The sequence below is a fragment of the Phenylobacterium sp. genome, assembly GCF_046463815.1.
GTDB lineage: Bacteria > Pseudomonadota > Alphaproteobacteria > Caulobacterales > Caulobacteraceae > Phenylobacterium.
The window spans coordinates 15,032-41,188 of record NZ_JBKBRO010000017.1; the positions used below are offsets into that span (position 1 = coordinate 15,032).

The window sequence follows — 26,157 nt, forward strand, 5'->3', positions numbered from 1 at the left end:
GGCGTCCGGCAAACCGGACGAGGCTTGCGCCCGAGGATTTCAGCCGGGCAATCTTGCGTTCACGGTCGGCGGCTAGCGTCCGCCGAGAGCGAGCCGTCGAACGGCCGGTATGTTCTGGGGGGAATGCGATGGGCGTCTTCACGCGGACGACGCGGGGCGGAGCGGCCGCGGCGGCGGTCGCCGCCCTGGCCCTGACGGCGGGTCTCGGCTTCGGCCGGCTGGCCAGCGCCCAGGCGCCGGACGACGCCCCCACGCCCGGCAAGCTGGTCTATGACCAGTACTGCGCCGCCTGCCACGACAAGCCCGAGCCCGGCAGCCGCGCGGCTCCGGTGGCGAACCTGCGAAAGATGAGCGCTCAGACGCTCACCACCGCCCTCACCACAGGCGTGATGAAGCCGGTGGGCGACCAGCTCACGCGGCGCCAGATGCGCGAGCTCGTCGAATACCTCGCCGCACCGGAAGGGCCGCTTGGGACCGCGTGGATCGAAAAGGCCATGTGCGCACCCGACAGGCGCGAGGTGGACCTGTCGGGTCCGCCCGCCCAGCTCGGCTTCGGAGTCGGCCAGGACAACGGCCGGCGGATGAGCGCCGCCCAGGCGGGCCTGAAGACCCGGGATGTCGCGGACCTCGAGGTCGCCTGGACCTTCGCCTTCCCGCGCACCAGCAGCCTGCGCAGCCAGGGCGTAGTGGTGGGCTCCACCCTGTTCTATCCCGCCGGCCAGACGAACTACGTCTTGGCGCTGGACACCAGGACCGGCTGCGTGAAGTGGGCCTCGGAGCTTCCGTCGCCGATCCGCAACAGCCTGGCCGTGGGCCGCCTGGGACCGAAGGGGCCGCTGGCGGTGGTGGGCGGCGACAACGCCGGCCAGCTCGTGGCGCTCGATGCGAAGACCGGCAAGATCGCCTGGCGGGTCGACCCCCGCCACGACAAGAACGTGCCGCTGAGCGGCTCGCCCCTGTTCGCCGGCGAGAAGATCATCGTGCCCGTGTCGGCCATGGACGTGGCCAACGCCATGCGGCCGACCTTCGAATGCTGCAAGAGCCACGGGGCGATCGTCGCGGTGGAAGCCGCGACCGGCAAGACGCTGTGGACCTGGCACACCATGGAGGACGCCAAGCCGCTGGGCCGCAAGACCTCCCACGGCGTCGAGACCTACGGGCCCTCGGGCGCGCCGATCTGGTCCAGCCCCGCCGTCGATCTCAAGAAGGGGGTCGTCTACACGGCCACCGGCGAGAACACCTCGCCGCCCGCCACCAAGACCAGCGACGCCGTCGTCGCCATCGACCTGGCCACGGGCCGGGAGAAGTGGGTGTTCCAGGCCCTGGCCAACGATGTCTGGAACATGTCGTGCCCCGTGGGGCCGCCCGCGCCGGGGCGGCCGCTCAACCCCAACTGCTTCTTCGCGAACGAAGGCAGCGTGCTCCGCGACCACGACTTCGGCGGCGGGCCGGTGATCTTCAAGGGAAGCAAGGGCCGCGACGTGATCCTGGCCGGCCAGAAGTCGGGCGAAGTCTGGGCCCTGGACGCCCGCGACGGCAAGGTCCTGTGGCGCCATCAGTTCGGGCCGGGCACCCCGCTGGGCGGCGTCCACTGGGGAATCGCCACGGACGGCGTGCGGGTGTTCGCGCCGATCAGCGACCCCAACGTGCCGGCCGACAGGTCCGCCGCCGGCCTGCACGCCATCGACGTGGCCACCGGCAAGGTCGCCTGGCAGTGGAAGGCCGCCCCCGACTGCGAGGGCGACCGCAAGACCCGGATGCCGACGTGCGCGGGCAAGTACGGCCTGTCGGCCCCGCCGCTGGTGATCGACGGGGCGGTGCTGGCCGGATCGCTGGACGGTCGCCTGTGGGTCTTCGACGCCGCCAAGGGCGACGTGCTGGGGGTCTACGACACCGCCCAGGCCTATCAGGCGGTGAACGGGCTGGCCGGGGCGGGCGGCTCGATCGACGCGGCGGGAATCTTCGCCGGCGACGGCCTCGTCTTCGTCAGCTCAGGCTACGCCGCCTTCGGCCAGCAGCCGGGCAATGTGCTCGTGGCCTTGAAGCCCAGGGCTAAGTAGCGGCGATCAGCGTCCGGCGCGGCTGTCGGCCCCGCCGACGGCGCGGGGCGCGGTGGCCCAGGCGAAGGGCTCGCCACCCACCTGGCGGGCGCGCCAGCGGTAGGGAACCTGGTCCCAACGGCGGACCTCGTCCGTCCGGTTGTCCAGCACGAAGTCGCCGCCGCGGGTCGAGACGAGCAGCACCGCGTGAAACTCCCCCGTCTCGGTGGTGGCGAGCGCCAGGTTGAGGGCGCTGCGGGGCAGGCCGGCCCGGAGAAGCGCCTGGGCCTTCTCGAGGGCGTAATCCTCGCAGTCGCCCACGCCCACGCCGTCCTGCAGGGGCAGCGACCAGTCGTCCGCCGAGCCTGTGTCGGCTCGCGGCCGCAGGTCCCGGTTCACCTTGGCGTTGACCGAGACCAGCAGGGCCCAGACGCCCGGCGAGAGGATCGGAGGATCGGCCGGAGCCGGGGTCGCCGCCGCGGCCGACGGGACCGGCGTCCGAGGGGCTTCGGGGAGCGGGCGGCCGCCCAGCAGCGCCTCACGTTCGGCGCGGGCCCGGGCCGCCCCGGCGCGCACGGCCTCGGCATCGGTCCCGCAGGCCAGCGGGCGCTCGGCGCAGAACGCGACCCAGCCCACCGGCGGCAGGCCGGTCCGCCCGACCGGCATGGACGGCGCGGCCCAGGCCATCTGGGCGGTGAGGGACAAGACGAGCGCGAGCAGGCCCGCGCGCGGAAGCGTGTAGATCGGCAAGACGACGGCCCGGCTTTGGGAAGAGGCCGTCGACCTAGTCTGGGGGAGTGCGGGGAGATATTCCGCCCACTACTCAATATGGGGCAAGAACCACCCTTGGCCGCCGCCAGTTACTCAATATGAGCGCCGTCCGTGGCGCATTGTCGCAATAATCGATCTATTGGCGCGGCGCGGCGTCGCACCGGCGCCGGCGGCGGGCTCAGGCCCCGGTCACCTCGTCCCAGAAGCGCTTGGCCTTGCCGATGAAGGTGGCCGACTTCGGATGCTGCTGCTCTCCGCAGAGGCCGGCGAGCTCTCGCATCAGCTCCTTCTGGCGGGGGGTCAGCTTGGTGGGGGTCTCGATGAACAGCTCCACCACCAGGTCACCGCGCTCGCGCGAGCGCAGGGACGGCATGCCCCGGCCCTTCACGCGGACGGTCTTGCCGGTCTGGGCGCCTTCCGGGACCTTGACCGTGACCTTGCAGTTCCCGTCGCAGTTCTCGCCGCCCATCAGGCAGGGCGCCTCGATCTCACCGCCCAAGGCGGCCACGCACATCGGCACCGGCACGGTGCACAGCAGGTCCAGGCCGTCGCGTTCGAACAGTTCGTGCGGCTGCACGGAGATGAAGATGTAGAGGTCGCCGCGCGGCCCGCCGCGCTGCCCCGCATCGCCTTCGCCGGCCAGCCGGATGCGCGCGCCATCGTCCACGCCCGGCGGAATGCGCACGGCCAGCGTCCGTTCGCGCCGAACCTGGCCCATGCCGTGGCAATCCGTGCAGGGGTCCAGCACGATCTGGCCCGAGCCGCCGCAGCGGGGGCACGCCCTTTCGATGGAGAAGAATCCCTGGGTGGCCCGCACGCGGCCCGCGCCGTGGCAGGTGGTGCAGGTCGTGGGGCCCGTGCCCGGCTTGGCGCCCGACCCCTCGCAGGTCTCGCAGGTGAGCGTCGCGGGCACGGTGATCTCGACCTCGGCGCCGGCGTAGGCTTGCTTGAGGGTGATCTCCAGGTCGTAGCGCAGGTCGGCGCCGCGGGCCGGACCCGCCGAACGACCCCCGCGGCCGCCACGACCGCCGAACATGTCGCCGAAGACGTCGCCGAACACCTCGTTGAAGATGTCATGCACGTCGTGGAACTGGGCGCCGCCGGGGCCGCCCCCGTTCATGCCGTTCACGCCGGCGTGGCCGAAGCGGTCGTAGGCCGCCCGCTTCTGCGGGTCGGACAGCACCGAATAGGCCTCGTTGATTTCCTTGAAGCGGCCGGCGGCCTCCTCGCAACCGCCGTTGCGGTCCGGGTGGTGCTCCATCGCCAGCTTGCGGAACGCAGCCTTCAGGGCCGCTTCGTCGCAGCCGCGAGTGACGCCCAGGATCTCGTAATAGTCCCGCATCGAACTGTCAGGCGCTCAAAATCAGGCTGGAATTGAAGTGGGTGGGCCCCCGCCCGACTGCAAGGCTTACACCAGCCGAGTGGGCGAGGGCGACATTTCCCGCGAAGACGGGGGCGACGTCCCCAATGGCGCCCTCCTCGCTGGCAGGGGCGGAGGGCGCCAGGGGACGCGTTGTCACGCCGACTTCTTCTCGTCGCCGTCCACTTCCTCGAACTCCGCGTCGACCACATCGTCCGAAGAAGCCTGGGCGCCTTCGCCGCCGGTTTGGGCGGCGGCGTCCTGCTGGGCCTTGTACATGGCCTCGCCCAGCTTCATCGACGCCTGAATCAGCGTCTGGGTCTTGGCCGAGATGGCTTCCGCGTCACCCGACTCCAGCGAGCCCTTCAGGTCGTCGAGGGCGCTCTGAATGGCGTTCCGATCGCCTTCCGAGACCTTGTCGCCGTGTTCGGCGAGCGCCTTCTCGGTCGAGTGGATGACCGCGTCGGCCTGGTTCTTGGCCTCGACGGCCGCCTTGCGCTTCTCGTCGTCGGCCTTGTGGGACTCGGCGTCCTTGACCATGGCCTCGATGTCCGCGTCCGAGAGGCCGCCGTTGGCCTGGATGCGGATCGACTGTTCCTTGTTGGTCGCCTTGTCGCGCGCCTGGACGTTCACGATGCCGTTGGCGTCGATGTCGAAGGTCACCTCGATCTGCGGCACGCCGCGGGGAGCCGGAGGGATGCCGACCAGATCGAACTGACCCAGCAGCTTGTTGTCCGCCGCCATCGGGCGCTCGCCCTGGAACACCCGGATGGTCACCGCCGACTGGTTGTCGTCGGCCGTGGAGAACACCTGGCTGCGCTTCGTCGGAATGGTCGTGTTGCGCTCGATGAGCGGGGTGAACACGCCGCCCAGGGTCTCGATGCCCAGGGTCAGCGGGGTCACGTCCAGCAGCAGCACGTCCTTGACGTCGCCCTGCAGCACGCCCGCCTGTACGGCCGCGCCCAGCGCCACCACCTCGTCGGGGTTCACGCCCTTGTGCGGTTCGCGGCCGAAGAACTCCTTCACGGTTTCGACGACCTTGGGCATGCGGGTCATGCCGCCGACCAGGATCACCTCGTCGATGTCGGACTTCTTCAGGCCCGCGTCCTTCAGCGCCTGCTCGCAGGGGCCGACGGTCTTGTTGATCAGGTCCTCGACCAGGGCTTCGAGCTTGGCGCGCGACAGCTTGATGTTCAGGTGCAGCGGACCCGACTGGTTCATCGAGATGAAGGGCAGGTTCACCTCGTACTGGGTGACGCTCGACAGCTCCTTCTTGGCCTTCTCGGCCTCTTCCTTCAGGCGCTGGAGGGCGAGCTTGTCCTTGCGCAGGTCGACGCCCTGCTCCTTCTTGAACTCGTCGGCCAGGTAGTCGACGATCCGCAGGTCGAAGTCCTCGCCGCCCAGGAAGGTGTCGCCGTTCGTCGACTTCACCTCGAACACGCCGTCGCCGATCTCGAGGATCGAGACGTCGAAGGTGCCGCCGCCCAGGTCGTAGACAGCGATCTTCTTGCCCTCGTTCTTCTCGAGGCCGTAGGCGAGCGCCGCGGCGGTGGGCTCGTTGATGATGCGCAGGACCTCAAGCCCCGCGATCTTGCCCGCGTCCTTGGTCGCCTGGCGCTGGGCGTCGTTGAAGTAGGCGGGAACGGTGATGACCGCCTTCTCGACCTTCTCGCCGAGATGCTGCTCGGCGGCTTCCTTCATCTTCTGCAGGATGAAGGCCGAGATCTGCTGGGGCGAATAGTCCTTGCCGTGGGCGCGCACCCAGGCGTCGCCGTTCGGACCCTTCACGATCTCGTAGGGCACCATGCCCTTGTCCTTCTCAACCGTCGGGTCGGAGAACTGGCGCCCGATCAGGCGCTTGATCGCGAAGAAGGTGTTGGTGGGGTTGGTCACCGCCTGGCGCTTGGCCGGCTGGCCGACCAGCCGCTCGCCGTCTTCCATGAAGGCCACGACCGAGGGGGTCGTGCGGGAACCTTCCGCGTTCTCGATCACCTTCGGCGATTTGCCGTCCATGATGGCCACGCACGAGTTCGTGGTGCCGAGGTCGATGCCGATGATCTTGCTCATGTGAGAGTCTTGCTCGCTCCTTGTTGGCGGACGCCGCGGGTGGGCCTTCTAGCGAAGCGCCCTTCGGATTGCGACGCCCCCGGTTCGATCAGGTCTCGGCTGGTCCCCGGGAGGCGTTTCGCCCCGGAAACCAGCGTCGCTAGCCGATATGGGGAAACTTGGGGCCCCCGCAAGTGCGAATGTCCCCAATCCTGACAAGGACATGGCTCAAGCCCGCCGCCAGGCCGAGCGGGCGTTCGCGTAGAGTTCCGGCGGGTGCGGCGCATGGCCGCCCCGCGAGGCGAGGAAGGCGTGCTCCACCACCATTGCCTGCTGCTCGATGTTCAGTTCCTGGAAGTCCGGGCCTTGGGCGAGGTCGTAGGCGTAGGACGCCGGCCGGTCGCCCGCCTTGAGCTTGGCCAGGAGAAGCGAGACGCCGTGCTGCGCCTGCCAGACGTGGGCGAGTTCGTGCACGAACGTCGCCTGATCCCGCAAGGGGACGTGCGGCGCCGCGAAGTCCGCCCTGGCCGTCCGCGCCGGCCAGACGATCAGCGCCGGCCCCGCCACGAAGGCGCGGGTCCAAGCGGGAAGGGCGAACAGGCGCACGCGGCCGGCGTCCAGGGCGGGCCCGAAGACCTCGGCGCAGAGTTCGCGCTCGCCGGCCGCGAGCCGGCGGAGGGCGAAAGGCTTCATCGGAACCTCGGGCGCGGCCATCGCGGATGCGGCCTCGGAACGATCCGCCTCGTCAGAACACCGGCTCTTCGGGCGGCGGAGGCGACTGGGCCTTGTCCAGCACCTCGCCGATCCTGTCCGGCGGCTGGGCCGGCGCCGCGGCGGGCGGCGGCTGGGCGGCCTTCTCGGCCTCGGCCTTGGCGGCGGCCTCGGCTTCGGCCTTAGCCTTCTTCTCCTCCTCGATCCGAGCCTTCTCCTCCGGCGTCAGCTCGGGAGGTGGGGGCGGACCCTCGATCCGCTCCTGGGCCAGCGGCACCGCCTCGGTGGCCTGGATGACCTGGCCGGCCTCGGCCGCGCGCTCGCCGGGCAGGCGGGCGGGCGCATCGGCGGTGACAATCCCCACGGCGAACGAGCCCAGGGCCGCCACGCCGATGACGGCGGCGACGATGTGCAGGACGGGACGGGGCATCGACCAGGTCATGGCGCGGGACCCTAATGCGGCCGCCCGCGGAGCGGAAGCGGCATCGCAGAGTAAACGCCCGTTAACCGTCCCGGGCCCAAACAGGCGGGAGACGGACGTCTATTCAGGGGTGACCAGGGCATGGCGCGGGCGGCGCGGAAAACCGGCGTGGAGCTTGTCCTCCACATCGCCAAGCTCGCCTGGGACCACCCCGCGACCGCGCGCCTGCGCGGGGGCCTCGTCGCCGCCTTCGGCGTGATCCTGGCCGTCGCCTTCGCGACCTACAACGCCGCCGACCCCAGCCTGAACGCGGCCGGCCCGGCCGAACCCGCCAATGCGCTGGGCGGCGCGGGCGCGGTGATCGCCGACATCGGCGTGCAGTCCCTGGGCGCGGCCGCCGGCCTGTTCGCCCTGCTGATGGTGGTGTTGGGCCTGGCCCGGGTGGCGGACCCGGAACCCGACGCGAACCGCCTGCGGCTTCGGCTGCGCGGCCTCCTGGGCCTGGTGGGGGTCATGACCCTCGCGGGCGCCCTGGCCTGGCCCGCCCCCCCGGCCGCCTGGCCGCTGGCCAAGGGCCTGGGCGGCTTCTGGGGCGACTCCCTGCTGAACGGCCTCTCGGCGCTGATCGCCTACGCCAGGGTCCCCTTCGCCCAGATCATCGCCGGCGTGACGCTTTCCCTCGGGGGCCTGGCGGCCTTCGGCTACGCCATCGGCCTGACCCGCGTGGACCTCCGAGCCATCGGCGATGCGGCGAGCCGGGTCGCGCACGCCGCCGCCCGCCCGAAGCTGAAGGCCGAGGCCCCGGTCGAGCGGCCTGCCCGAGCGCCGCGCCGGAAGGCCTTCGAGAGCGTGATCCCCGAGGGCGCGCCCTTCGACGCCGACGAGGCGCCCGCCATCGCCCAGCCGCAGGCGGGATCCGGCGTGGAAGCGTCCGCGCCCAAGGTGAAGGCGCCCAAGCCCGCGCCGAAGGAGAGCGCTCGCGAGCAGAAGGAGGCCCAGGCCACCTTCGAGTTCGTCCAGCCGGGCGGCTTCAAGCTGCCCGAGCTCTCCATGCTGGCGAAGTCCAAGCCGCGCGCCGCCCAGTTCGACGAAGGCGCGCTCCACCAGAACGCCCAGCTCCTCGAGAGCGTGCTGGCCGAGTTCGGCGTCCGCGGCCAGGTGGACCAGATCCGCCCGGGCCCCGTGGTAACGCTCTACGAGCTGGTGCCGGCGGCCGGCGTGAAATCGGCCCGCGTCGTGGCGCTGGCCGACGACATCGCCCGCTCGATGAGCGTCGCCGCCTGCCGCGTCTCGGTGGTCCCGGGCCGCAACGCCATCGGCATCGAGCTGCCCAACCAGCGGCGCGAGACGGTCTATCTGCGCGACCTTCTGGCCGCCCCGGAATACGAGCGCGGCGGCCAGGTCGTGCCCGTGGCGCTGGGCGAGACCATCGGCGGCGAACCCTACATCGCCGACCTCGCCAAGATGCCCCACCTGCTGATCGCCGGCACCACCGGCTCGGGCAAGTCGGTGGGCGTCAACGCCATGATCCTGTCGATCCTCTACCGCCTGCCGCCCGAGCAGTGCCGGCTGATCATGATCGACCCCAAGATGCTGGAGCTGTCGGTCTACGATGGCATCCCGCACCTGCTCGCGCCCGTCGTCACCGATCCGAAGAAGGCCATCGTCGCCCTGAAGTGGACCGTGCGCGAGATGGAGGACCGCTACCGGCGGATGTCCAAGATCGGCGTGCGCAACATCGCCTCCTACAACGAACGCGCCCGGGAGGCCGTCGCCAAGGGCGAGCACTTCGAGCGCACCGTCCAGACGGGCTTCGACGACGCCGGCCGGCCGATCTTCGAATCCGAGAAGATCATCCCCGAGCCCATGCCCTATCTCGTCGTGATCATCGACGAGGTGGCCGACCTGATGATGGTGGCCGGCAAGGACATCGAAGGCGCCGTCCAGCGGCTGGCCCAGATGGCGCGGGCCGCCGGCATCCACCTGATCATGGCCACCCAGCGCCCGTCGGTGGACGTCATCACCGGCACCATCAAGGCCAACTTCCCGACCCGCATCAGCTTCCAGGTCACCTCCAAGATCGACAGCCGCACCATCCTGGGCGAGCAGGGCGCCGAGCAGCTCCTGGGCCAGGGCGACATGCTCTACATGGCCGGCGGCGGCCGGATCACCCGCCTGCACGGCCCGTTCGTGTCGGACGGCGAGGTCGAGGCCGTGGCCAAGTTCCTGCGCGACCAGGGCCAGCCCTCGTACCTGGAGGAGGTCACCGCCGGCGGCGACGAGGACGAGGAGGGCCCGAACCTCGGCTTCGGCGGCGACACGGGCGACGCCAACGACCTCTACGACCGCGCCGTGGCCATCGTCACCCGCGACGGCAAGGCGTCGACCAGCTACATCCAGCGCCGCCTGCAGATCGGCTACAACCGCGCCGCCTCGATCATGGAGCGGATGGAGCAGGAGGGCGTGGTGGGTCCCGCCAACCACGCCGGCAAGCGCGAGATCCTGGCCAGCGCCGCGCCCTAGGTCCGGCGCCGGCCGCCAGGCTTGTGGCCGCTGGTCATCGGGTCTGGCTTCTTCGGCAGCGGCTTCGCGGGATCGCGGCGATACATTTCCTGGCTGGAGCCCAGGCCCATGCGGCCGGGCTGCTGCTCCACCAGATTGCTCTCGCCGCGCTTCAGCCGCCCGATGGCGTCGCGCAGCAGGGCGGCGGTCTCGAAGTCGCCGGCCTCGGCCGCCTCGGCCATCCTTCGCTCCAGATCCTCGATCGCGCCCATGGCTTCGGAACACCCGTGCTAGCCGGAGCGTTGCAGGCGCCGCCCCTTTCGAGCCCTATTGCCGCCGCTTGCGCGCGATAGGAAGCGCAAGCATGGAGTTCCCGATGGACCTGACCCGCCGCAGCCTGGCGCTGGCGCTCTGCGCCGCCCCCCTCGCCGGCCCCGCCCTGGCGCAGACCGCTCTCTCCGCCGCCGACAAGGCGCTGGTGGACCGCGCCGCCGCCTATCTGGAGAGCCTCACCGAGGCCCGCGCCCGCTTCGTCCAGACCGATTCGCGCGGCCGCGCGGTCGGCGGCGAGGTGTTCCTGAAGCGCCCGGGCAAGGCCCGCTTCGACTACGACGCGCCTTCGGGCCTGCTGGTCGTCTCGGACGGCGGCACCGTTTCGGTGCAGGACACGCGGCTGAAGACCTTCGACAAGTATCCTTTGTCGGCGACGCCGCTCGCCGTCTTCCTGGCCAAGAGTATCCGCCTCGACCGGGGCGTGACGGTGACGCGCGTCGCGCGCATGGCCGACGGCTTCTCGATCACCGCCCGGGACGGGAACAAGCGCACGGCCGGCCAGATCATGCTGACCTTCCGCGACCGGCCCATGGAGCTGCTGGGCTGGACGGTCACCGACGCCCAGGGTCGCCAGACCCGCATCCAGCTCCAGGGCCTGCAGCGGGCCTCGGGCCTGGACTCGTCGCTTTTCGTCCTGAAGGACCCCCGACCGAAGAACGTGGGGCGCGGAAAAGTGTGATTTGTTGATCACACACAAGCTTTACCGCATCAGCCTTTGACTTTCTGTCATACTGTGACGATATTGCCACTACGTCGTCGACGCGCGGTGCGCGCCGAGGAACCCGTGCCGGAACCTATCCCCTCCCGGCGGCGGCATGAGAGACGAACTTTCCCACGCCCGGGCGCCTAGCCATCGCCCGGGCGTTTCTTTTCGCCACGTTTCCGAAGCGGGCGGGAGGGCTTAAGTGGGGGCCATGCGCCTGCGTCTCTGCACCTGGAACGTCAATTCCGTCCGCCTGCGCGTCGAGCAGGTCGCCCGCTTCGTCCAGGAGCAGGCGCCCGACGTCCTGTGTCTCCAGGAGATCAAGTGCCGCGAGGGCGAGTTCCCGCTGAACGCCTTCAGGGACATGGGCCTGCCGCACGTCCGCATCGCGGGCCAGAAGGGCTGGCACGGCGTGGCCATCGCCTCACGCCTGCCGATCGAGGACGCGCCGAAGCTGGATGTCTGCCGCGAGGGCCACGCCCGCTGCGTGGGCGGCATCGTGGCCGGCGTCGAGGTCCACAACTTCTACATCCCGGCCGGCGGCGACGTTCCGGACCGGGCCGAGAACCCCAAGTTCGACCACAAGCTCGACTTCTACGAGAAGCTGACGGCCGAGCTGTCGAAGCGCGACAGGGCCGCGCCCCTCGCCGTGGTCGGCGACCTCAACGTCGCCCCGGGCGAGTTCGACGTCTGGAACCACCGCTACATGTCGAAGATCGTCAGCCACACGCCCATCGAGGTGGAGGCCTTCGGCAGACTCAAGGCCTCGCTCGACTTCATCGACCTGCCTCGCGAGACCACGCCCGAGCCGACCAAGATGGCCTCGTGGTGGAGCTACCGCGCCGCCGACTTCCGCGTCTCGAACCGGGGGCTCAGGCTCGACCACATCCTGGTCACGCCGGGGCTCAGGGACGCCGCCTTCCGCCTGGGGGCCGCCGCCAGCCGCGTGCACGAAGACGTCCGCGCCTGGGAACGCCCCAGCGACCACGCGCCGGTGACGGCCGACCTGGTGCTCTAAAGCGCGATCCGCAAAAGTGGGCGCCGGTTTTGCGATCAGATCGCGCTCAGGACTTTACGGCGCCAGCTTATAGCCGCCCGCCTCGGTCAGCAGCAGCCTGGCGTTGGCGGGGTCCGGCTCGATCTTCTGGCGCAGGCGGTAGACGTGGGTCTCCAGCGTGTGCGTGGTGACGCCGGCGTTGTAACCCCAGACCTCGGCCAGAAGCTCCTCGCGGCTGACGGCCTTCTCGCCCGCCCGGTAGAGGTACTTCAGGATGTTGGTCTCCTTCTCCGTCAGCCGGATCTTCTTCTGCTTCTCGTCGACGAGGAGCTTGGCGGCCGGCCGGAACTCGTAGGACCCGAGCCTGAAGACGGCGCCCTCCGAATGCTCGTGGCTGCGCAGCTGGGCGCGGATGCGGGCCAGCAGCACGGCGAACTTGTAGGGCTTGGTGACGTAGTCGTTGGCGCCGGCCTCCAGCCCCTGGACGGTGTCCTCGTCGGCGGCGGCCGCGGTCAGCATGATGACGGGAGCGGTCACGCCGTTCTGCCGCATGCGCCGACAGGCCTCGCGCCCGTCCATGTCGGGCAGGTCGACGTCGAGCAGCACCAGGTCGGGCCTGGTCTCGCCCGCGATGCGGACGCCGTCGCCGGCGGTGGTCGCCTCAAGGGTTTCGAAGCCCTCGGACTGGAGCTGTTCGGCGATCGCCCCGCGAAGGTCCTGGTCATCATCGACGATGAGGAGGGTCTTGCGTTGAGCCATGGTTAGAACAAACACCATATGCGGGGTCTCGGGCAAAGGGTTTGCGACTTGATCTTCACGGCGACCGCGGACGGGTGGCTCGATCTTGGCGAACGCAAGGTGCGTTGCGCCCTGGGTCCGGCCGGCGTGAGGCCCGCGCCGGACAAGCGCGAGGGCGACGGCGCCTCGCCCGCCGGGGTGTGGCCGATCCGGGAGGTCTGGTACCGGCCCGACAGGGGTCCGCCGCCCGCCTGCGAGCTTCGGGTGCACGCCATGGCGCCGGACGACGGCTGGTGCGACGACCCGGCCGACCCCGCCTACAATCGCCACGTCAAGCTGCCCTACCCGGCCAGCGCGGAGCGCCTTTGGCGCGAGGACGAAATCTACGACATCGTCGTGGTGCTCGGACACAACGACGACCCGCCCTTTCCCGGCCTGGGCTCGTGCATCTTCCTGCACCTGAACCGGCCGGACTATCCGCCGACCCAGGGCTGCGTGGCGATCGCGCGAGCCGACCTCGAGGACCTCCTGGCGCGGGCGCAGCCGGGGGACGCGGTGGAGATCTCGGCGGTCGCGGCCGCCTAGGCGCTCGCCCGCTTTCCGAACAGGGCCGAGCCCACGCGGACGCTGGTGGCGCCGAAGCGGACCGCGGTCTCGAAATCGTCGCTCATGCCCATGGAAAGCTTGGAGAGGCCGTTTCGGCCGGCGATCTTGGCCAAGAGGGCGAAATGCGGCCCCGGCGGTTCGTCGACGGGCGGGATGCACATCAGGCCCTCGATCGTGAGTCCGAAATCCTTCCGGCAGGCGGCGATGAAGGCGTCGGCCTCCGCCGGAACCACCCCGGCCTTCTGCGGCTCTTCGCCGGTGTTCACCTGCACATAGAGCCTGGGCATGCGGCCCTGCTTCTGGGTCTGCGCGGCGAGCGCGCGGGCCAGCTTCTGCCGGTCCAGGGTCTCGATCACGTCGAAGAAGGCGACCGCCTCCTTGGCCTTGTTGGACTGCAACGGCCCGATGAGATGCAGTTCCAGGCCCTGGCTGCGTCCCTCCCAGCGGGCCATGGCCTCCTGGACGCGGTTCTCGCCGAACACCTTGTGGCCGGCGGCGACCACCGGCTCGACGGCCTCCCACGGCTGCTGCTTGGAGACGGCGACCAGCGTCACGCCGGCGGGATCGCGGCCGCAGGCTTGCGCGGCGCGGGCGATCCGGGCCACGACGTCAGCGTAAGACGGAGGAGGCGTGGCCATTTCGGGCGGGTTCTGGACCATGGAGCGGACGGCCCGGCTCTTAAAGCGCCCCGGCGGCGCGGGGAAGAGCCTGCCCCGCCTGCTATTCTTCACCGATCCCGGACGGACGCCGGATCCCGTGGCCGTCGCCCGCCGGCTGCCTCGCGGGGCGGCGGTGGTCTATCGGACCTTCGGAACCCCTCACGCCGAAGCGACTGCGCGCGCCCTGAAGGCCGTGACGCGCGAGCGGGGTCTAAGGCTCCTGATCGGCCAGGACGAGCGGCTTGCGGCCAGGGTCGGCGCCGACGGCGTCCATCTGCCCGAGCGCATGGCCCATCGCGCGCTTGCCCTGAAGCGCGCCCGGCCGGGCTGGATCGTCACCGCCGCCGCCCATTCGGTGCGGGCCGCGCGAGCCGCGGGCCCCGACGCGGTGGTGGTTTCGGCCGTCTTCCCTTCGCGCAGCCCCTCGGCCGGCGCGCCCATGGGACCCATTCGTTTGGCGGCCCTGGTCCGGGCGGCGGGGCGGCCGGCCTATGCGCTGGGCGGCGTCAATGACAAGACGGCCCGTCGTCTGCTGGACGCGGGCCTCGTCGGACTGGCGGGCGTGGAAGGCCTTGCGGCCCGGGACGCGCCTTAGAACTTGAAGGCGGTTTCCAGCCGGACCTTGGGTTGGTCGGCAGGCCGAGCCTGGTTGGCCCGCGGCGTCAGCTCCTGCTCGCCCAGGGTCACCGAGCCGCCGACCCGCAGAGACGGGGTGATGCGGAAGTAGGCCCCCGCCTGCACGTCGTTCAGGGTGGATTCCCGCGCCTCGGGCTGCTTCAGGCCGAGCGTGATGCCAAAGCGGCCCTTGCTGGCGTCGAACTTGGTGATCGCCCCGGCGCCCGGCATGGCGGTGGTCGGCTCCGACTTCACCGTGAAGTCGATGCGCTTGCCCCTGTCGCCCGCGGGGTCGCCCGCGCGGTCGGCCGCGTGCGCGCCGCCGGCCGCCACCCCCAGAAGGGCGGCGGTCGCGATCACAGCGCTGATCCGGCCAACCGACATACGCACCATATAGCCCCTGAGCCCCAATCCCGCAGCCCCTGGCATTGCACAGGTTCGCGAGCTCGTGAGCGATTAGAGAAGGGGAGCGGGCGAGGTCAACCGACTCCCGGCGACTCCGATCACCTATCGAGCAAGATCGCCCGGATATGTGGCGGCGGAGCCACGCGATTCCTGTTTGGCGCCAAGGATCGCATTGTTATAGAGGGCGCGGCGCGGGGCGGCGCCGTGGACGCCCGGCGCGTCCGCGGAACATCTTGGGAGACGGATTCATATGCCGTTTGTGCGCGGTGACTGGAAGCGTGGCCTGCTGGTGGGGGCTGCGGCCCTGAGCGCCCTGGCGCTGGCCGCCTGCTCGAGCGGCCCAAAGACGTTCCAGACCCAGGAAGAGGGTGGCGGCGGCTTCCGCCTGTTCGGCCGCGGCGGCGCCAAGACGGCCGAGCCGGCCATCTCCGTGAACGGCTACCTGTGGCGGGCGACGCTGGACACGCTGTCCTTCATGCCCCTGGCCTCGGCCGACCCCTACGGCGGGGTGATCATCACCGACTGGTACGTCAATCCGGAGAAGCCGGACGAGCGCTTCAAGTGCACCGTGTACATCCTGGATTCGCGGCTGCGCGCCGACGGCCTGAACGTGGCCGTCTTCAAGCAGACCCGCGACGCGGCCGGGAACTGGGTGGACGCGCCCGCTGCGACCCAGACCGAGACGGACATCGAGAACTCGATCCTGTCGCGGGCGCGCCAGCTCCGGCTTTCGAACATCCGGGGCTGATCGCCCCGGACGCCTTCGAAGGTCGGCGCGCCGCCGCAAAACCAATCGGCCGTTGACCGGAACCGTCACTCCAGTCCAAAGGCCCGGCCATGGCCCGCTACAATCCGAAGGAAACCGAGCCCAAGTGGCGTAAGCGCTGGGACGAGGCGCAGGCGTTCCGCGCCGTCATGGAGCCCGGCAAGCCCAAGTACTATGTGCTGGAGATGTTCCCGTACCCGTCGGGACGCCTGCACATGGGCCATGTGCGCAACTATTCCCTGGGCGATGTGATCGCGCGCTTCAAGCGGGCCCGGGGCTTCTCGGTGCTGCACCCCATGGGCTGGGACGCCTTCGGCCTGCCGGCCGAGAACGCCGCCATGGAGCGCGGGGTCGATCCCAAGGCCTGGACCTACGACAACATCGCCCGGATGCGGGCCGAGCTGAAGGAGCTGGGCCTGTCGATCGACTGGTCGCGCGAGTTCGCGACCTGCGACGTCGAATACTACGGCAAGCAGCAGGCCTGGTTCATCGACCTGTTCAGGCGCGGCCTGGTCTATCGCAAGGAAAGCGTCGTCAACTGGGACCCGGTCGACCAGACCGTGCTGGCCAACGAGCAGGTGGTCGATGGCCGCGGCTGGCGCTCGGGCGCGGTGGTGGAGAAGCGCAAGCTGGCCCAGTGGTTCCTGCGCATCACCGACTACGCCGACCAACTGGTGGACGACCTGGAGAAGCTGGACCGCTGGCCCGAGAAGGTCCGGGTCATGCAGGAGAACTGGATCGGCCGGTCAAAGGGCTGCCGCTTCCGGTTCCATTTCGCCGGCCAGGCGCCGGCGGGCTTCGAAACCGGGCTGGAAGTCTACACCACCCGGCCCGACACCCTGTTCGGCGCGTCCTTCGTGGGCATCGCCCCCGACCATCCGCTGGCCGCGCTGGTCGCGTCCAAGGACCCGAAGGCCAAGGCCTTTGTCGAGGAATGCCGCAAGGGCGCGGTCTCCGAGGCCGAGATCGAGACCGCCGAGAAGATGGGCTTCGACACCGGCCTGACGGTGAAGCACCCGTTCGATCCGACCTGGGAGCTGCCGGTCTGGATCGCCAACTTCATCCTGATGGACTACGGCACGGGCGCGATCTTCGCCTGCCCGGCGCACGACCAGCGCGACCTCGATTTCGCTCGGAAGTACGGCCTGCCGGTGAAGCCGGTGGTGCTGCCGCCCGAGGAGGCCCAGGCCGACGCGGTGCTGAAAAAGCTGCTGGACGAGGCCTACACAGGCCCCGGCACGATCATCAATTCCGGTTTTCTGAACGGCCTGGACATCGAAGCCGCCAAGGCCGCCGCCATCGCCCGCATCGAGGAGCAGGGCGACGGCGAGGGCGCCACGGTCTACCGCCTGCGCGACTGGGGCGTCTCGCGCCAGCGCGCGTGGGGCTGCCCCATCCCGGTCGTTCACTGCGAAAAATGCGGCGTGGTGGCGGTTCCGAAGAGCGAGCTGCCTGTCGTCCACCCCGCCGACATCGAGTTCGGCAAGGCCGGCAACGCGCTGGAGCGCCATCCAACCTGGAAGCACACCACCTGCCCCGGTTGCGGCGGCCCCGCCACGCGCGAGACCGACACGCTGGACACCTTCGTGGACAGCTCCTGGTACTTCGCCCGCTTCGCCAATCCCGACGCGGCCGAGCCGATCGACAAGGCCGCCGCCGACTACTGGCTGCCGGTCGACCAGTACATCGGCGGCATCGAGCACGCCGTGCTGCACCTGCTGTACGCCCGCTTCGTCACCAAGGCCCTGGCCGACGAGGGCATGGTCAGTGTCCGCGAGCCGTTCGCCGGCCTGTTCACGCAAGGCATGGTCACCCACGAGACCTACCGCAGGCAGAACGGCGACTGGGCCGAGCCGGGCGAGGTCGAGGTGGTGGTCGAGGGCAAGACCCGCCGCGCCCGCCTGGTCGAGACCGGCGAGCCCGTGATCATCGGCGACGTCGAGAAGATGTCGAAGTCCAAGAAAAACACCGTGGCTCCGGAGGAAATCTTCGACGTCTACGGGGTGGACGCGGCGCGCCTCTTCGTCATGTCGGACTCGCCCGCCGAGCGCGACGTCCAATGGACCACCGGCGGTGTCCAAGGGGCCTGGCGTTTCGTCAACCGCGTCTGGGACGAGTTCGACAGTCAGCCGGAGGGCGTGACCGTTGAGGGCGGCGATGATCCGGCGGCCCAGGCGCTGCGCCAGACCACGCACCGCACCATCAAGGCGGTGACCGAGGCCATCGACACCTTCCGCTTCAACTCGGGTATCGCGCGGCTCTACGAGTTCCTGAACGCGCTGAAGGGGGCGCCCGCCAAGGACGCCTCGCCCGCCCTGCTGGCGGCCCGCCAGGAGGCCCTGCTGGCCTTCGCCCGGCTGATCGCCCCCTTCACGCCGCATCTGGCCGAGGAATGCTGGGCCCGGATCGGCGGCCAGGGCATGGTCGTCGAGGCTCCGTGGCCGGCGTTCGACCCGGCCTTGACCGAGGACGCGGTGAAGATCCTGCCCGTTCAGGTGAACGGCAAGCGGCGGGGCGAAATCTCCGCGCCGGCTGGCGCCGAGCCGGCCGACGTCGAGAAGATCGTGCTGGCCGATCCCGAAATCGCCGCGCGCCTGGAAGGCCTGACCATTCGCAAGATCATTGTGGTCAAGGACCGGATCGTGAATATCGTGGCCGCATGAAGAGAGCCGCGCTCCTCGCCGCCCTGAGCCTCTCGGCCGCCGCGCTGTCGGGCTGCGGGTTCACGCCCCTCTACGCCGAGCCGGGCGTGACTTCGAGCCTCGCGGCGATCGACGTGGTCGCGCCCGACGGCCGGGCCGGCTACCTGATCCGCCAGCACCTGGACGACGCCTTCGGCCGCAACCACGGCGGGCCCAGCGCCTACACCATGCAACTGGCGCTCGGGGAATCCCGCTATCCGCGCGGCGTGCGCATCGACAACGTGGCGACCCGCTACGAATACGTACTGGTCGCCGACTACGAGCTGCGGGCGCAGCCAACCGGGGCGGTTGCCAAGCGCGGCCGGGTGCGGGTGGAGCTCACCTACGATTCCGCCGACCAGCCCTACGCCTCGATCTCGGCCCAGCAGGACGCCCAGGACCGCGCCGCCGCCGAGGCCGCCCGGCGCATCCAGCTCGAGCTGGCGGTCTGGCTCGCCGACGGCGCCAAGACCAAGAGCTGAGGCCGTGATCCTCAGCCGCCGACCCGACATCGAGCGGTTCCTGTCGAAGCCCGACGCCGGCGTCCGCGCCGCGCTGATCTACGGCCGCGACCTGGGCGTGGTGCGCGACCGCGGCCACCAGCTCGCCGCCAAGGTGGTGGACAGCCCGGACGATCCCTTCGACGTGGCGATCCTCACCGAGACAGACGTCGCCGACGATCCGCCCCGGCTCGAGGGCGAGCTCGCCGCCCAGTCGCTGATGGGCGGGCGGCGCATGGTCCGCCTGCGCCTGTCCTCCGAGAAGCCGGCCATCGACAAGCTGGCGGCGGAGGCCCTGGAGCGCCACGCGGCGGGCGAGCTCAATCCCGACGCCTTCTTCCTGATCGAGGCGGGCAACCTCGGCCGCGACTCCGCCCTGCGGAAGACCGCCGAAAAGGCGAACGGCGCCGCAGTGATCCCCTGCTACGAGGACGAGCCCGGCGACGTGGCCCGGCTGGTGCGCGAGACGCTGGCCCGCGACAGCGTGAGCCTGAGCGCCGACGCGCTCGCCCTGTTCGTGGCCCGCATGCCCAAGGAGCGCGGCGTGGCGCGGCAGGAGATCGAGCGGCTGGCCCTCTACCTCGGCCCGGGCAGCAACACGGTGGGGACGCCTGCCGACCTGGAGGGCTTCCTGGGCGTCGAGCCCGAGGCCAGCCTCTTCGACGCCGCGGCCGACGCCTTCGGCGGCAAGCTGGCCGACGCCCAGGCCGGCATCCGCCGCGCCGCCCAGGAGGGCGAGACCGGCCCCGCCGCGGTGAGGGCCATCGGCATGCATCTGGGCAAGCTCCGCCGCGCGCTCACCCTGCACAAGAGCGGCGCGGGCCTGCAGGAGGCGGCGAAGGCCTCGGGCGTGTTCTGGAAGCAGGAGCGGGAGTTCCTGCGCCAGGCGCGGGCCTGGACGCTCGACGAGCTCGACCGCATCCAGTCCGAGGTGCTGGCCGCCGACAAGGCGTGCAAGACCGCCGGCTCCCCCGACCGCCTGATCGCTGAGCGCTTGGCGCTGACCGTGGCAGGTCGGGCGAGACGCCTGGGACTCTAGCGCCGCGTCAGACGCCGGCAGATCTCGTCGAGCTGTTCGAGGGTGGCGTAGCGGATCTTCACCTCGCCGGCGCCGCCGCGGTCGGCGACGTCGACGCTCATGCCGAGGGCGTCCTCAAGGTCGGCTTCCAGCGCCGCGGTGTCGGCGTCCTTCGACCGCTTCGGGCCGCTGGCCTTCTTCGGCTCGGCTGCGGCGGCGCCTTGCGGCCTGGCCAGCGCCTCGGCGTCGCGCACGGACAGGCCCTTCTCGATGATCCGATCGGCGAGCTGTTCGGGTTGGTCGGAGGAGAGCAGCGCCCGGGCGTGGCCGGCCGAGAGGCGGCCGAAGACCACGTGCTCCTGGACGGCCGGCGGGAGCTGCAGCAGGCGCAGGGTGTTGGCCACGTGGCTGCGGCTCTTGCCGACCCGTTCGGCGGCCTGTTCCTGGGTATAGCCCAGGCGGGCCATCAGGGCCTGGTAGGCGCGGGCCTCCTCCATGGCGTTGAGGTCGGCGCGCTGGACGTTCTCGACCACGGCGATCTCGAACGACAGGTCGTCGCCCACGTCGCGGACCAGGGCCGGGACGGATTTCAGGCCGGCCTTCTGGCTGGCCCGCCAGCGGCGCTCGCCGGCGACGATCTCGTACTCGCCGGGCGCCCGGGGCGAAGGCCGCACCAGGATGGGCTGCAGCACCCCGCGCTCGCGGATCGAGGCGGTGAGCTCGGCGATCTCGGCCTCGGCGAAGTGTTGGCGCGGCTGGTCCGGGTTGCGGTGGATCAGCTCGATCGGGATCTCGCGCACGCCGGCCTGCGGATCGACCGCATGCTCGATGTCCTCGGCCTCGCCCAGGAGCGCCGAGAGGCCCCGGCCCAGTCCACGCTTTTCCGCCATCGTCTCACACCACCGCGTCAGCCGCCGCGCGCCTGCGGCGGTCACGCTCGCGCAGCACCACTTCGCGCGCGAGCTTCAGATAGGCCTGCGATCCGGCGCACTTCAGGTCGTAGACCAGGGCCGGCTTGCCGAACGACGGCGCCTCGGAGACCCGCACGTTGCGGGGGATCACCGTCTGGTAGACCGTCTCGCCGAAGTGGGCGCGCACGTCGCTCGCCACCTGCTCCGACAGCGAGTTGCGCCGATCGTACATGGTCAGGATGACGCCCTGGATCTCCAGGGCCGGATTAAGGCTGCCGCGCACCAGGTCGATGGTGCGCATGAGCTGGGTCAGGCCCTCGAGGGCGAAAAACTCGCATTGCAGCGGCACCAGCACGGCGTCAGCCGCGGCCATGGCGTTGACCGTCAGCAGGTTCAGCGACGGCGGGCAGTCGATGAGGACGTAGGTGTAGGCGCCGCTCTCGCGCAGCGGCGAGAGCGCGTCGCGCAGCTTGAACGACCGGCGGGACCGCTGGCCGAGTTCAAGCTCCACGCCGGAAAGGTCCGGGTCGGCGGGAATGAGGTCGAGGCCCGGCACCGAGGTCTTCACGACGGCGTCCAGCACCGCCTTCTCGCCCATCAGCACGTCGTAGAGGGTGTTCTTGCGCAAGGCGCGGCCGACGCCGAGGCCCGTGGAGGCGTTGCCCTGGGGATCCGAGTCGATCAGCAGCACCTTCTCGCCGACGGCGGCGAGCGCGGTGCCCAGGTTGATGGCGGTGGTCGTCTTGCCCACCCCGCCCTTCTGGTTGGCCACCACGAGGATGCGTAAGGCCCGGTCAGACTTTGCGGCCACGGCCCCGTTCCCTTCCCAGACGCTTCACCCGCACGATCCGGCCCCGCTCGTCGCTCTTGGACGGTATGACATCCGCCTCGAACTCCCAAGATCTAGCGGCTTCGGACATCTCGGCTGCTACATCTTGTCCCTTGAGGAACAGGCCTACCGCGCCCGACTTCAGGTAGGGCCGGGCGTACCCCAACAGGCGGACGAGCGGCGCACAAGCCCGCGCGGTGACGATGTCCACAGCCAAGTCGAGGTTTTCCGCCCTCTCGTTGTGAACCGTGGCCGGCAGTTCAAGGGTGTTCACCACCTCGGTGAGGAAGCGGCAGCGCTTGGCCATGCTCTCGACGAGGTGGACATGGAAGCCCGGCCGGCCCTTGCCCAGTATGGCCAGGACCAGGCCCGGGAAGCCCGCGCCGGCCCCAAGGTCGGCCCAGACGAGGGCGTCGGGGGCCAGCCGCAGGAGCTGGGCGCTATCCCAGGCGTGGCGGTTCCAGAAGTCGGGGAGGGTCTTGGGGCCGACGAGGTTCATGACCGCATTGCCGGCGGCGAGCATCTCCAGGAAGCGCGCCAGGTCGGCCACCTGGGCGTCCGTCGCGCCGGCGGCGGCGGCGAAGCTCTGGGCGTCGGTGACCTGGCTCACGCGGCGCGGCGGCGGACGTGGGCGAGAAGCGCGGTGAGCGCGCCCGGCGTGACGCCCTCGATGCGGGCGGCCTGGCCCAGCGTCAGCGGCCGGACGGCGGCCAGCTTCTCGCGCACCTCGTTGGAAAGGCCGCCAATGGCGGCGTAGTCCAGGTCGGCCGGCAGGCGCAGGTCCTCGTCCCGGCGGAAGGCCTCGGCGTCGGCGGCCTGGCGATCGAGATAGCCGGCATAGGTGGCGTCGATCTCGATCTGCTCGCGCACGGCGGGAGGCCAGTCGCCGATCTGCGGCCAGACGCGGGCGAGGTCCTCGAAGGCGATGGTCGGATAGGCCAGGAGCTGAAGCAGATCGCGCAGTTGGCCATCGGCCTTCACCGGCAGGCCGGCCCTCTGGGCCTGGGCCGGCGTGAGGCGCAGCGCGTGGGCCTGGGCGCGGGCCTGGGCCAGGGCCTCCTGTTTCACGTGAAACGCCCGGGCGCGGGCGGAGCCGACGACGCCCAGGTCGATCCCCTTCCCCGTCAGCCGCTGGTCGGCGTTGTCGGCCCGCAGGGTCAGGCGGAACTCGGCACGGCTGGTGAACATCCGGTAGGGCTCGGTCACGCCGCGGGTGACCAGGTCGTCGATGAGCACGCCGATGTAGGCCTCGTCCCGGGCGAACTGGGCCGGGTCGGCGCCCGAGGCGGCGCGGGCGGCGTTGAGGCCGGCGACCAGGCCCTGGGCCCCCGCCTCCTCATAGCCCGTGGTGCCGTTGATCTGGCCGGCCAGGTAGAGGCCCGGCAGGCGCTTGGCCTCGAGCGTCGGATAGAGCTCGCGGGGGTCCACGTAGTCGTATTCGATGGCGTAGCCGTGCCGCTTCACCACCACCCGTTCCAGGCCGGGAATCGTCCTGAGGAACAGGTCCTGGGTCTCGGCGGAGACAGAGGTGGAAATGCCGTTCGGATAGACGGTCGTGTCGTCCAGGCCCTCGGGTTCCAGGAAGATCTGGTGGCTGGTCTTGTCGCGGAAGCGGACGACCTTGTCCTCGATCGAGGGGCAGTAACGCGGCCCCCGCCCCGAGACCCGGCCGCCGTAGACCGCGCTCTCGTCCAGGCGCTCGGCGATGATCCGGTGGGTCTCTTCCGTCGTCCAGGTGATGCCGCACTGAATCTGCGGGACGGTGATCTTCTCGGTCAGGAAGGAGAACGGGATCGGCTCGGCGTCCGCGTCCTGCATCTCCAGCCGCTCCCAGGCGATGGTCGCGCCATCGAGGCGCGCGGGCGTTCCGGTCTTGAGCCGGCCCATGGAAAGCCCCAGGGCGTACAGGCGGTCCGAGAGCCCGATGGCCGGGGCGTCGCCGATGCGGCCGGCCGGGATGCGGGTATCGCCCTGGTGGATGACGCCCTTGAGGAAGGTGCCGGTGGTCAGCACCACCCGGCCCGCGGGATAGGTCTCGCCGCTGGCGCCCACGACGCCGTTCACCCGGCCGCCCTCGACGATCAGATCCTCGACCGCCTCGGCCCTGATGGTCAGGTTCGGCGTGGCGGCGAGCTCGGCCTGCATCGCCTCGCGATAGAGCCTGCGGTCGATCTGCGAACGCGGACCCCGCACCGCCGCTCCCTTGGAGCGGTTCAGCATGCGAAACTGGATGCCAGCCCGGTCGGCCAGCCGGCCCATGACGCCGTCCAGGGCGTCGATCTCGCGAACCAGGTGCCCCTTGCCCAGGCCCCCGATGGCCGGGTTGCAGCTCATCTCGCCGATGGTTTCGACCTTGTGGGTGAGCAGCAGGGTGCGCGCGCCGAAGCGCGCCGCCGCCGCAGCGGCCTCGCAGCCGGCGTGTCCCCCGCCGATGACGATGACGTCCCACTGGGTCATGAGGCGGCTCATATAGTCGAAGCCCGTCCGTGTTTCACGTGAAACGTCCGCGACGCTTCGCGCGGCGCCGGCTATCGCGGGTGCGTCAATTTACCCCTACGGCATTAGTGGGTTTTCCGACGCCCGGACCTTGGCTTTGGGCCGGCGCCCGCCCAAGTGAGCCGCGCTGGCCCCGCGCGCATACCCGACCCGGTCGCGCGAGCCCCCCACACACCCCGCCTCCGGGGCGCGGGCGCCAGCGCTGCCTAAGGCCACGGCAGGTCCGCGCGGTTTCTCTCCAGCCGCGCGGACACCCGGGCCCGGGCGTGGGGTTTTCCGGTGTTTCACGTGAAACAGCGTCTCTCGCCGCTGTAGCGGACAGGCGCGCGCTGGCCCTCTCCCTGCCCTCTCCCTCTCGGCGCTACGCGCTCGGGGGAGAGGAGAAGGGCGTCGCTGCGCGCAGATCCCCGCCTTCGCGGGGATGGGTCGCTTCGCGCTCACTTTCCGATGCAGAAGGTCGCGAAGATCCTGCCCAGCACGGCTTCGGGGTCGATGCGGCCGGTGATGCGGTCCAGGGCCCGGGCGGCGAGGCGGACGTCCTCGGCGGCGAGCTCCAGGTGCTCCTCCTGGGCCAGCGCCTGGCGCAGGCGCGTGGCCGCCTCGGCCAGCAGCTCGCGATGGCGCAGGCGCGTGGCGGCCGGCGTCTCGGCGCCGCCCAGGGCCTCCACCACCTTCTCGGTCAGGGTCTGCTTCAGCCAGGCCACGTCGCTGGGCCCCCGGGCGGTGACCTCGGCGGCGGCGATGCCCATGCGGCGGGCGACCTCGGCGGCCCAGGCGCCGGCCGGGCCCACGGGCAGGTCGCGCTTGGCGATCAGGCAGAGGTCCCCCTCCCGCACCTCGTCCGGCAGGCCGGGAATCTCGTCGGACGAGCCGTCCACCAGCCACAGGCGCAGGTCCGCGCCCTCGGCCCAGGCGCGCGCCCGCCGCACCCCCTCGGCCTCGATCTCCTCGTCGGTGTCACGCAGGCCGGCGGTGTCGGCGAGCAGGACCTTGTAGCCCCCCAGCACCATCGGAACCTCGATCACGTCGCGGGTGGTGCCCGGCTGCGCGGTGACGATGGCCGCCTCGCGGCCCACCAGGGCGTTCAGCAGGGTGCTCTTGCCAGCGTTGGGCGCGCCCACGAGCGCGATGCGATAGCCCTCGCGCACCCGCTCGCCCCGCGCCGCGTCGGCGGCGGCGGCCTCGATCTCGCGGACCAGGTCCTCCAGCACCGGCCGGGCGCGGGCGGCGACGTCGGCCGGCACCTCCTCGTCGGGGAAGTCCACCGCGGCCTCGAACATGGCGAGCGCTTCGGTCAGGGCTTCGCGCCAGCGGGCCTGGACCTCGGAGAGCCGGCCGCCGAGCTGCTCCAGGGCCTGGCGGCGCTGGGCGTCGGTCTCGGCGTCGATCAGGTCGGCCACCCCCTCGGCCTGGGCGAGGTCCAGCTTTCCGTTCTCGAAGGCCCGGCGGGTGAACTCGCCCGGCTCGGCCAGGCGCAGGCCGAGGCCCGCGAGGGCGTCGACCAGGGCGCCGACCACGGCCGTCCCGCCATGGACGTGGAACTCGGCGGCGTCCTCGCCGGTGTAGCTGCCGGGGCCGGGGAACCACAGCACCAGGGCCTCGTCGATCGGCCGGCCCTCGCCATCGAACAGCCGGCGCACCGCAGCCCGACGGGGCTCGGGCAGATCCCCTCCCAGGGCCAGCACCGCCGCCTCGCTCCGGGGCCCCGAGACCCGCACCACCGCCACCGCCGCCCGGCCCGCCGCCGTGGCCGGGGCGAAGATGGTGTCGGTCATTCCTTGGGGCCCGACCCGCCGAGGCCGGCCTCCATCATCTTGCGGAACTGGTCCTGGGCGCCGGCGCCGAAGCTCATCCAGTTCTTCATGAACTCCTCGGGATTGAGCATGGCGACGTTGGCGTCGATGCGCTTGCCCATCTCCTGCACCAGGTGGTCGTTCAGGCCGCTCACGTCCGGCAGGCCCAGGAACCGGCGGGCCTCCTCGGGCGTGCAGTCGACTTCGATGGTCATCTTCATGGCGTCATGTTCCCGTGCTCGGTTCCATATGGCCGC

General features: G+C 70.8%; 25 protein-coding genes. 10 read left to right on the top strand and 15 right to left on the bottom strand.

Annotated features, from left to right (window positions below; all coding sequences use genetic code 11):
* Positions 1-128: 128 nt before the first annotated feature.
* Positions 129-2,060 (top strand): PQQ-binding-like beta-propeller repeat protein, encoded by a 1,932-nt coding sequence (locus tag ACK4TT_RS12415; RefSeq protein ID WP_410213064.1) that lies wholly within the window; start codon positions 129-131, stop codon positions 2,058-2,060.
* A 6-nt stretch (positions 2,061-2,066) separates the two neighbouring features.
* On the opposite strand, the gene ACK4TT_RS12420 is transcribed toward ACK4TT_RS12415, so the two are convergent.
* The 5 genes from ACK4TT_RS12420 to ACK4TT_RS12440 all read right to left on the bottom strand — a co-directional run bounded on the left by ACK4TT_RS12420 (position 2,067) and on the right by ACK4TT_RS12440 (position 7,369).
* Positions 2,067-2,789 (bottom strand): transglutaminase-like cysteine peptidase, encoded by a 723-nt coding sequence (locus ACK4TT_RS12420; RefSeq protein WP_409633365.1) that lies wholly within the window; start codon positions 2,787-2,789, stop codon positions 2,067-2,069.
* A gap of 199 nt (positions 2,790-2,988) precedes the next feature.
* On the bottom strand, positions 2,989-4,152 hold the full coding sequence (dnaJ, locus tag ACK4TT_RS12425; RefSeq protein ID WP_410213065.1) for a molecular chaperone DnaJ: 1,164 nt from the start codon (positions 4,150-4,152) through the stop codon (positions 2,989-2,991).
* Between the two features lie 174 nt (positions 4,153-4,326).
* On the bottom strand, positions 4,327-6,237 hold the full coding sequence (dnaK, locus tag ACK4TT_RS12430; RefSeq protein WP_409633369.1) for a molecular chaperone DnaK: 1,911 nt from the start codon (positions 6,235-6,237) through the stop codon (positions 4,327-4,329).
* A gap of 207 nt (positions 6,238-6,444) precedes the next feature.
* Positions 6,445-6,909, bottom strand: coding sequence for a hypothetical protein (locus ACK4TT_RS12435; protein WP_409633371.1), 465 nt, complete (start codon positions 6,907-6,909; stop codon positions 6,445-6,447).
* A 52-nt stretch (positions 6,910-6,961) separates the two neighbouring features.
* Positions 6,962-7,369, bottom strand: coding sequence for a hypothetical protein (locus tag ACK4TT_RS12440; RefSeq protein WP_409633373.1), 408 nt, complete (start codon positions 7,367-7,369; stop codon positions 6,962-6,964).
* Between the two features lie 120 nt (positions 7,370-7,489).
* Between ACK4TT_RS12440 and ACK4TT_RS12445 the strand changes: the two genes are divergently transcribed.
* Complete coding sequence (locus ACK4TT_RS12445; protein ID WP_410213066.1) at positions 7,490-9,871, top strand: DNA translocase FtsK 4TM domain-containing protein; 2,382 nt, start codon at positions 7,490-7,492, stop codon at positions 9,869-9,871.
* On the opposite strand, the gene ACK4TT_RS12450 is transcribed toward ACK4TT_RS12445, so the two are convergent.
* Entirely contained in the window at positions 9,868-10,122 is a 255-nt protein-coding gene (locus ACK4TT_RS12450; RefSeq protein ID WP_409633377.1) for a UvrB/UvrC motif-containing protein, read from the bottom strand. The genes ACK4TT_RS12445 and ACK4TT_RS12450 overlap by 4 nt on opposite strands.
* Before the next feature lie 92 nt (positions 10,123-10,214).
* Between ACK4TT_RS12450 and ACK4TT_RS12455 the strand changes: the two genes are divergently transcribed.
* On the top strand, positions 10,215-10,862 hold the full coding sequence (locus ACK4TT_RS12455) for a LolA family protein (RefSeq protein ID WP_410213067.1): 648 nt from the start codon (positions 10,215-10,217) through the stop codon (positions 10,860-10,862).
* A gap of 235 nt (positions 10,863-11,097) precedes the next feature.
* Entirely contained in the window at positions 11,098-11,904 is an 807-nt protein-coding gene (locus tag ACK4TT_RS12460) for an exodeoxyribonuclease III (protein WP_409633380.1), read from the top strand.
* 54 nt (positions 11,905-11,958) lie between these two features.
* Here ACK4TT_RS12460 and ACK4TT_RS12465 read toward each other — a convergent pair whose 3' ends face one another.
* Positions 11,959-12,642: a response regulator transcription factor gene (locus tag ACK4TT_RS12465; RefSeq protein ID WP_409633382.1), complete on the bottom strand. Its 684-nt coding sequence runs from the start codon at positions 12,640-12,642 to the stop codon at positions 11,959-11,961.
* Positions 12,643-12,690: 48 nt separating this feature from the next.
* Here ACK4TT_RS12465 and ACK4TT_RS12470 point away from each other — a divergent pair, with 48 nt between their 5' ends.
* A complete protein-coding gene (locus ACK4TT_RS12470) occupies positions 12,691-13,206 on the top strand; it encodes a L,D-transpeptidase (RefSeq protein WP_409633384.1) in 516 nt (171 codons plus the stop codon).
* On the opposite strand, the gene ACK4TT_RS12475 is transcribed toward ACK4TT_RS12470, so the two are convergent.
* Positions 13,203-13,865, bottom strand: a complete 663-nt coding sequence (locus ACK4TT_RS12475) for a YggS family pyridoxal phosphate-dependent enzyme (protein ID WP_410213068.1) — start codon at positions 13,863-13,865, stop codon at positions 13,203-13,205. The two genes, ACK4TT_RS12470 and ACK4TT_RS12475, sit on opposite strands and share 4 nt — an antisense overlap.
* Between ACK4TT_RS12475 and ACK4TT_RS12480 the strand changes: the two genes are divergently transcribed.
* Entirely contained in the window at positions 13,858-14,481 is a 624-nt protein-coding gene (locus ACK4TT_RS12480; RefSeq protein WP_409633388.1) for a thiamine phosphate synthase, read from the top strand. The two genes, ACK4TT_RS12475 and ACK4TT_RS12480, sit on opposite strands and share 8 nt — an antisense overlap.
* Here the strand turns inward: ACK4TT_RS12480 and ACK4TT_RS12485 are convergent.
* A complete protein-coding gene (locus tag ACK4TT_RS12485; protein ID WP_410213089.1) occupies positions 14,478-14,885 on the bottom strand; it encodes an NtrZ family periplasmic regulatory protein in 408 nt (135 codons plus the stop codon). The genes ACK4TT_RS12480 and ACK4TT_RS12485 overlap by 4 nt on opposite strands.
* Positions 14,886-15,156: 271 nt before the next feature.
* Here ACK4TT_RS12485 and ACK4TT_RS12490 point away from each other — a divergent pair, with 271 nt between their 5' ends.
* The 4 genes from ACK4TT_RS12490 to holA all read left to right on the top strand — a co-directional run bounded on the left by ACK4TT_RS12490 (position 15,157) and on the right by holA (position 19,892).
* The gene (locus ACK4TT_RS12490) at positions 15,157-15,654 is read left to right on the top strand and encodes a DUF3576 domain-containing protein (RefSeq protein ID WP_409633392.1); all 498 of its coding nucleotides are present in this window, start codon (positions 15,157-15,159) and stop codon (positions 15,652-15,654) included.
* A gap of 89 nt (positions 15,655-15,743) precedes the next feature.
* Positions 15,744-18,335: a leucine--tRNA ligase gene (gene leuS / locus ACK4TT_RS12495; protein WP_410213069.1), complete on the top strand. Its 2,592-nt coding sequence runs from the start codon at positions 15,744-15,746 to the stop codon at positions 18,333-18,335.
* The gene (gene lptE / locus ACK4TT_RS12500) at positions 18,332-18,835 is read left to right on the top strand and encodes an LPS assembly lipoprotein LptE (protein ID WP_410213070.1); all 504 of its coding nucleotides are present in this window, start codon (positions 18,332-18,334) and stop codon (positions 18,833-18,835) included. The genes leuS and lptE overlap by 4 nt, the downstream gene beginning before the upstream one ends.
* 4 nt (positions 18,836-18,839) lie before the next feature.
* Positions 18,840-19,892 carry a DNA polymerase III subunit delta gene (holA, locus tag ACK4TT_RS12505; protein WP_409633398.1) on the top strand — a complete coding sequence of 351 codons (1,053 nt, stop codon included), beginning with the start codon at positions 18,840-18,842 and terminating at the stop codon, positions 19,890-19,892.
* On the opposite strand, the gene ACK4TT_RS12510 is transcribed toward holA, so the two are convergent.
* From ACK4TT_RS12510 to ACK4TT_RS12535, 6 genes are all read right to left on the bottom strand, one after another.
* Positions 19,889-20,761, bottom strand: a complete 873-nt coding sequence (locus ACK4TT_RS12510) for a ParB/RepB/Spo0J family partition protein (protein WP_409633401.1) — start codon at positions 20,759-20,761, stop codon at positions 19,889-19,891. The two genes, holA and ACK4TT_RS12510, sit on opposite strands and share 4 nt — an antisense overlap.
* A gap of 4 nt (positions 20,762-20,765) precedes the next feature.
* Positions 20,766-21,593, bottom strand: a complete 828-nt coding sequence (locus ACK4TT_RS12515) for a ParA family protein (RefSeq protein ID WP_409633403.1) — start codon at positions 21,591-21,593, stop codon at positions 20,766-20,768.
* Entirely contained in the window at positions 21,577-22,221 is a 645-nt protein-coding gene (gene rsmG, locus ACK4TT_RS12520; RefSeq protein ID WP_409633405.1) for a 16S rRNA (guanine(527)-N(7))-methyltransferase RsmG, read from the bottom strand. The genes ACK4TT_RS12515 and rsmG overlap by 17 nt, the downstream gene beginning before the upstream one ends.
* Positions 22,218-24,068 carry a tRNA uridine-5-carboxymethylaminomethyl(34) synthesis enzyme MnmG gene (gene mnmG, locus ACK4TT_RS12525; protein ID WP_410213071.1) on the bottom strand — a complete coding sequence of 617 codons (1,851 nt, stop codon included), beginning with the start codon at positions 24,066-24,068 and terminating at the stop codon, positions 22,218-22,220. The genes rsmG and mnmG overlap by 4 nt, the downstream gene beginning before the upstream one ends.
* A gap of 476 nt (positions 24,069-24,544) precedes the next feature.
* Complete coding sequence (gene mnmE / locus ACK4TT_RS12530; protein ID WP_409633409.1) at positions 24,545-25,882, bottom strand: tRNA uridine-5-carboxymethylaminomethyl(34) synthesis GTPase MnmE; 1,338 nt, start codon at positions 25,880-25,882, stop codon at positions 24,545-24,547.
* Positions 25,879-26,121, bottom strand: coding sequence for a DUF6489 family protein (locus tag ACK4TT_RS12535; protein ID WP_409633411.1), 243 nt, complete (start codon positions 26,119-26,121; stop codon positions 25,879-25,881). The genes mnmE and ACK4TT_RS12535 overlap by 4 nt, the downstream gene beginning before the upstream one ends.
* Positions 26,122-26,157 lie beyond the last annotated feature (36 nt).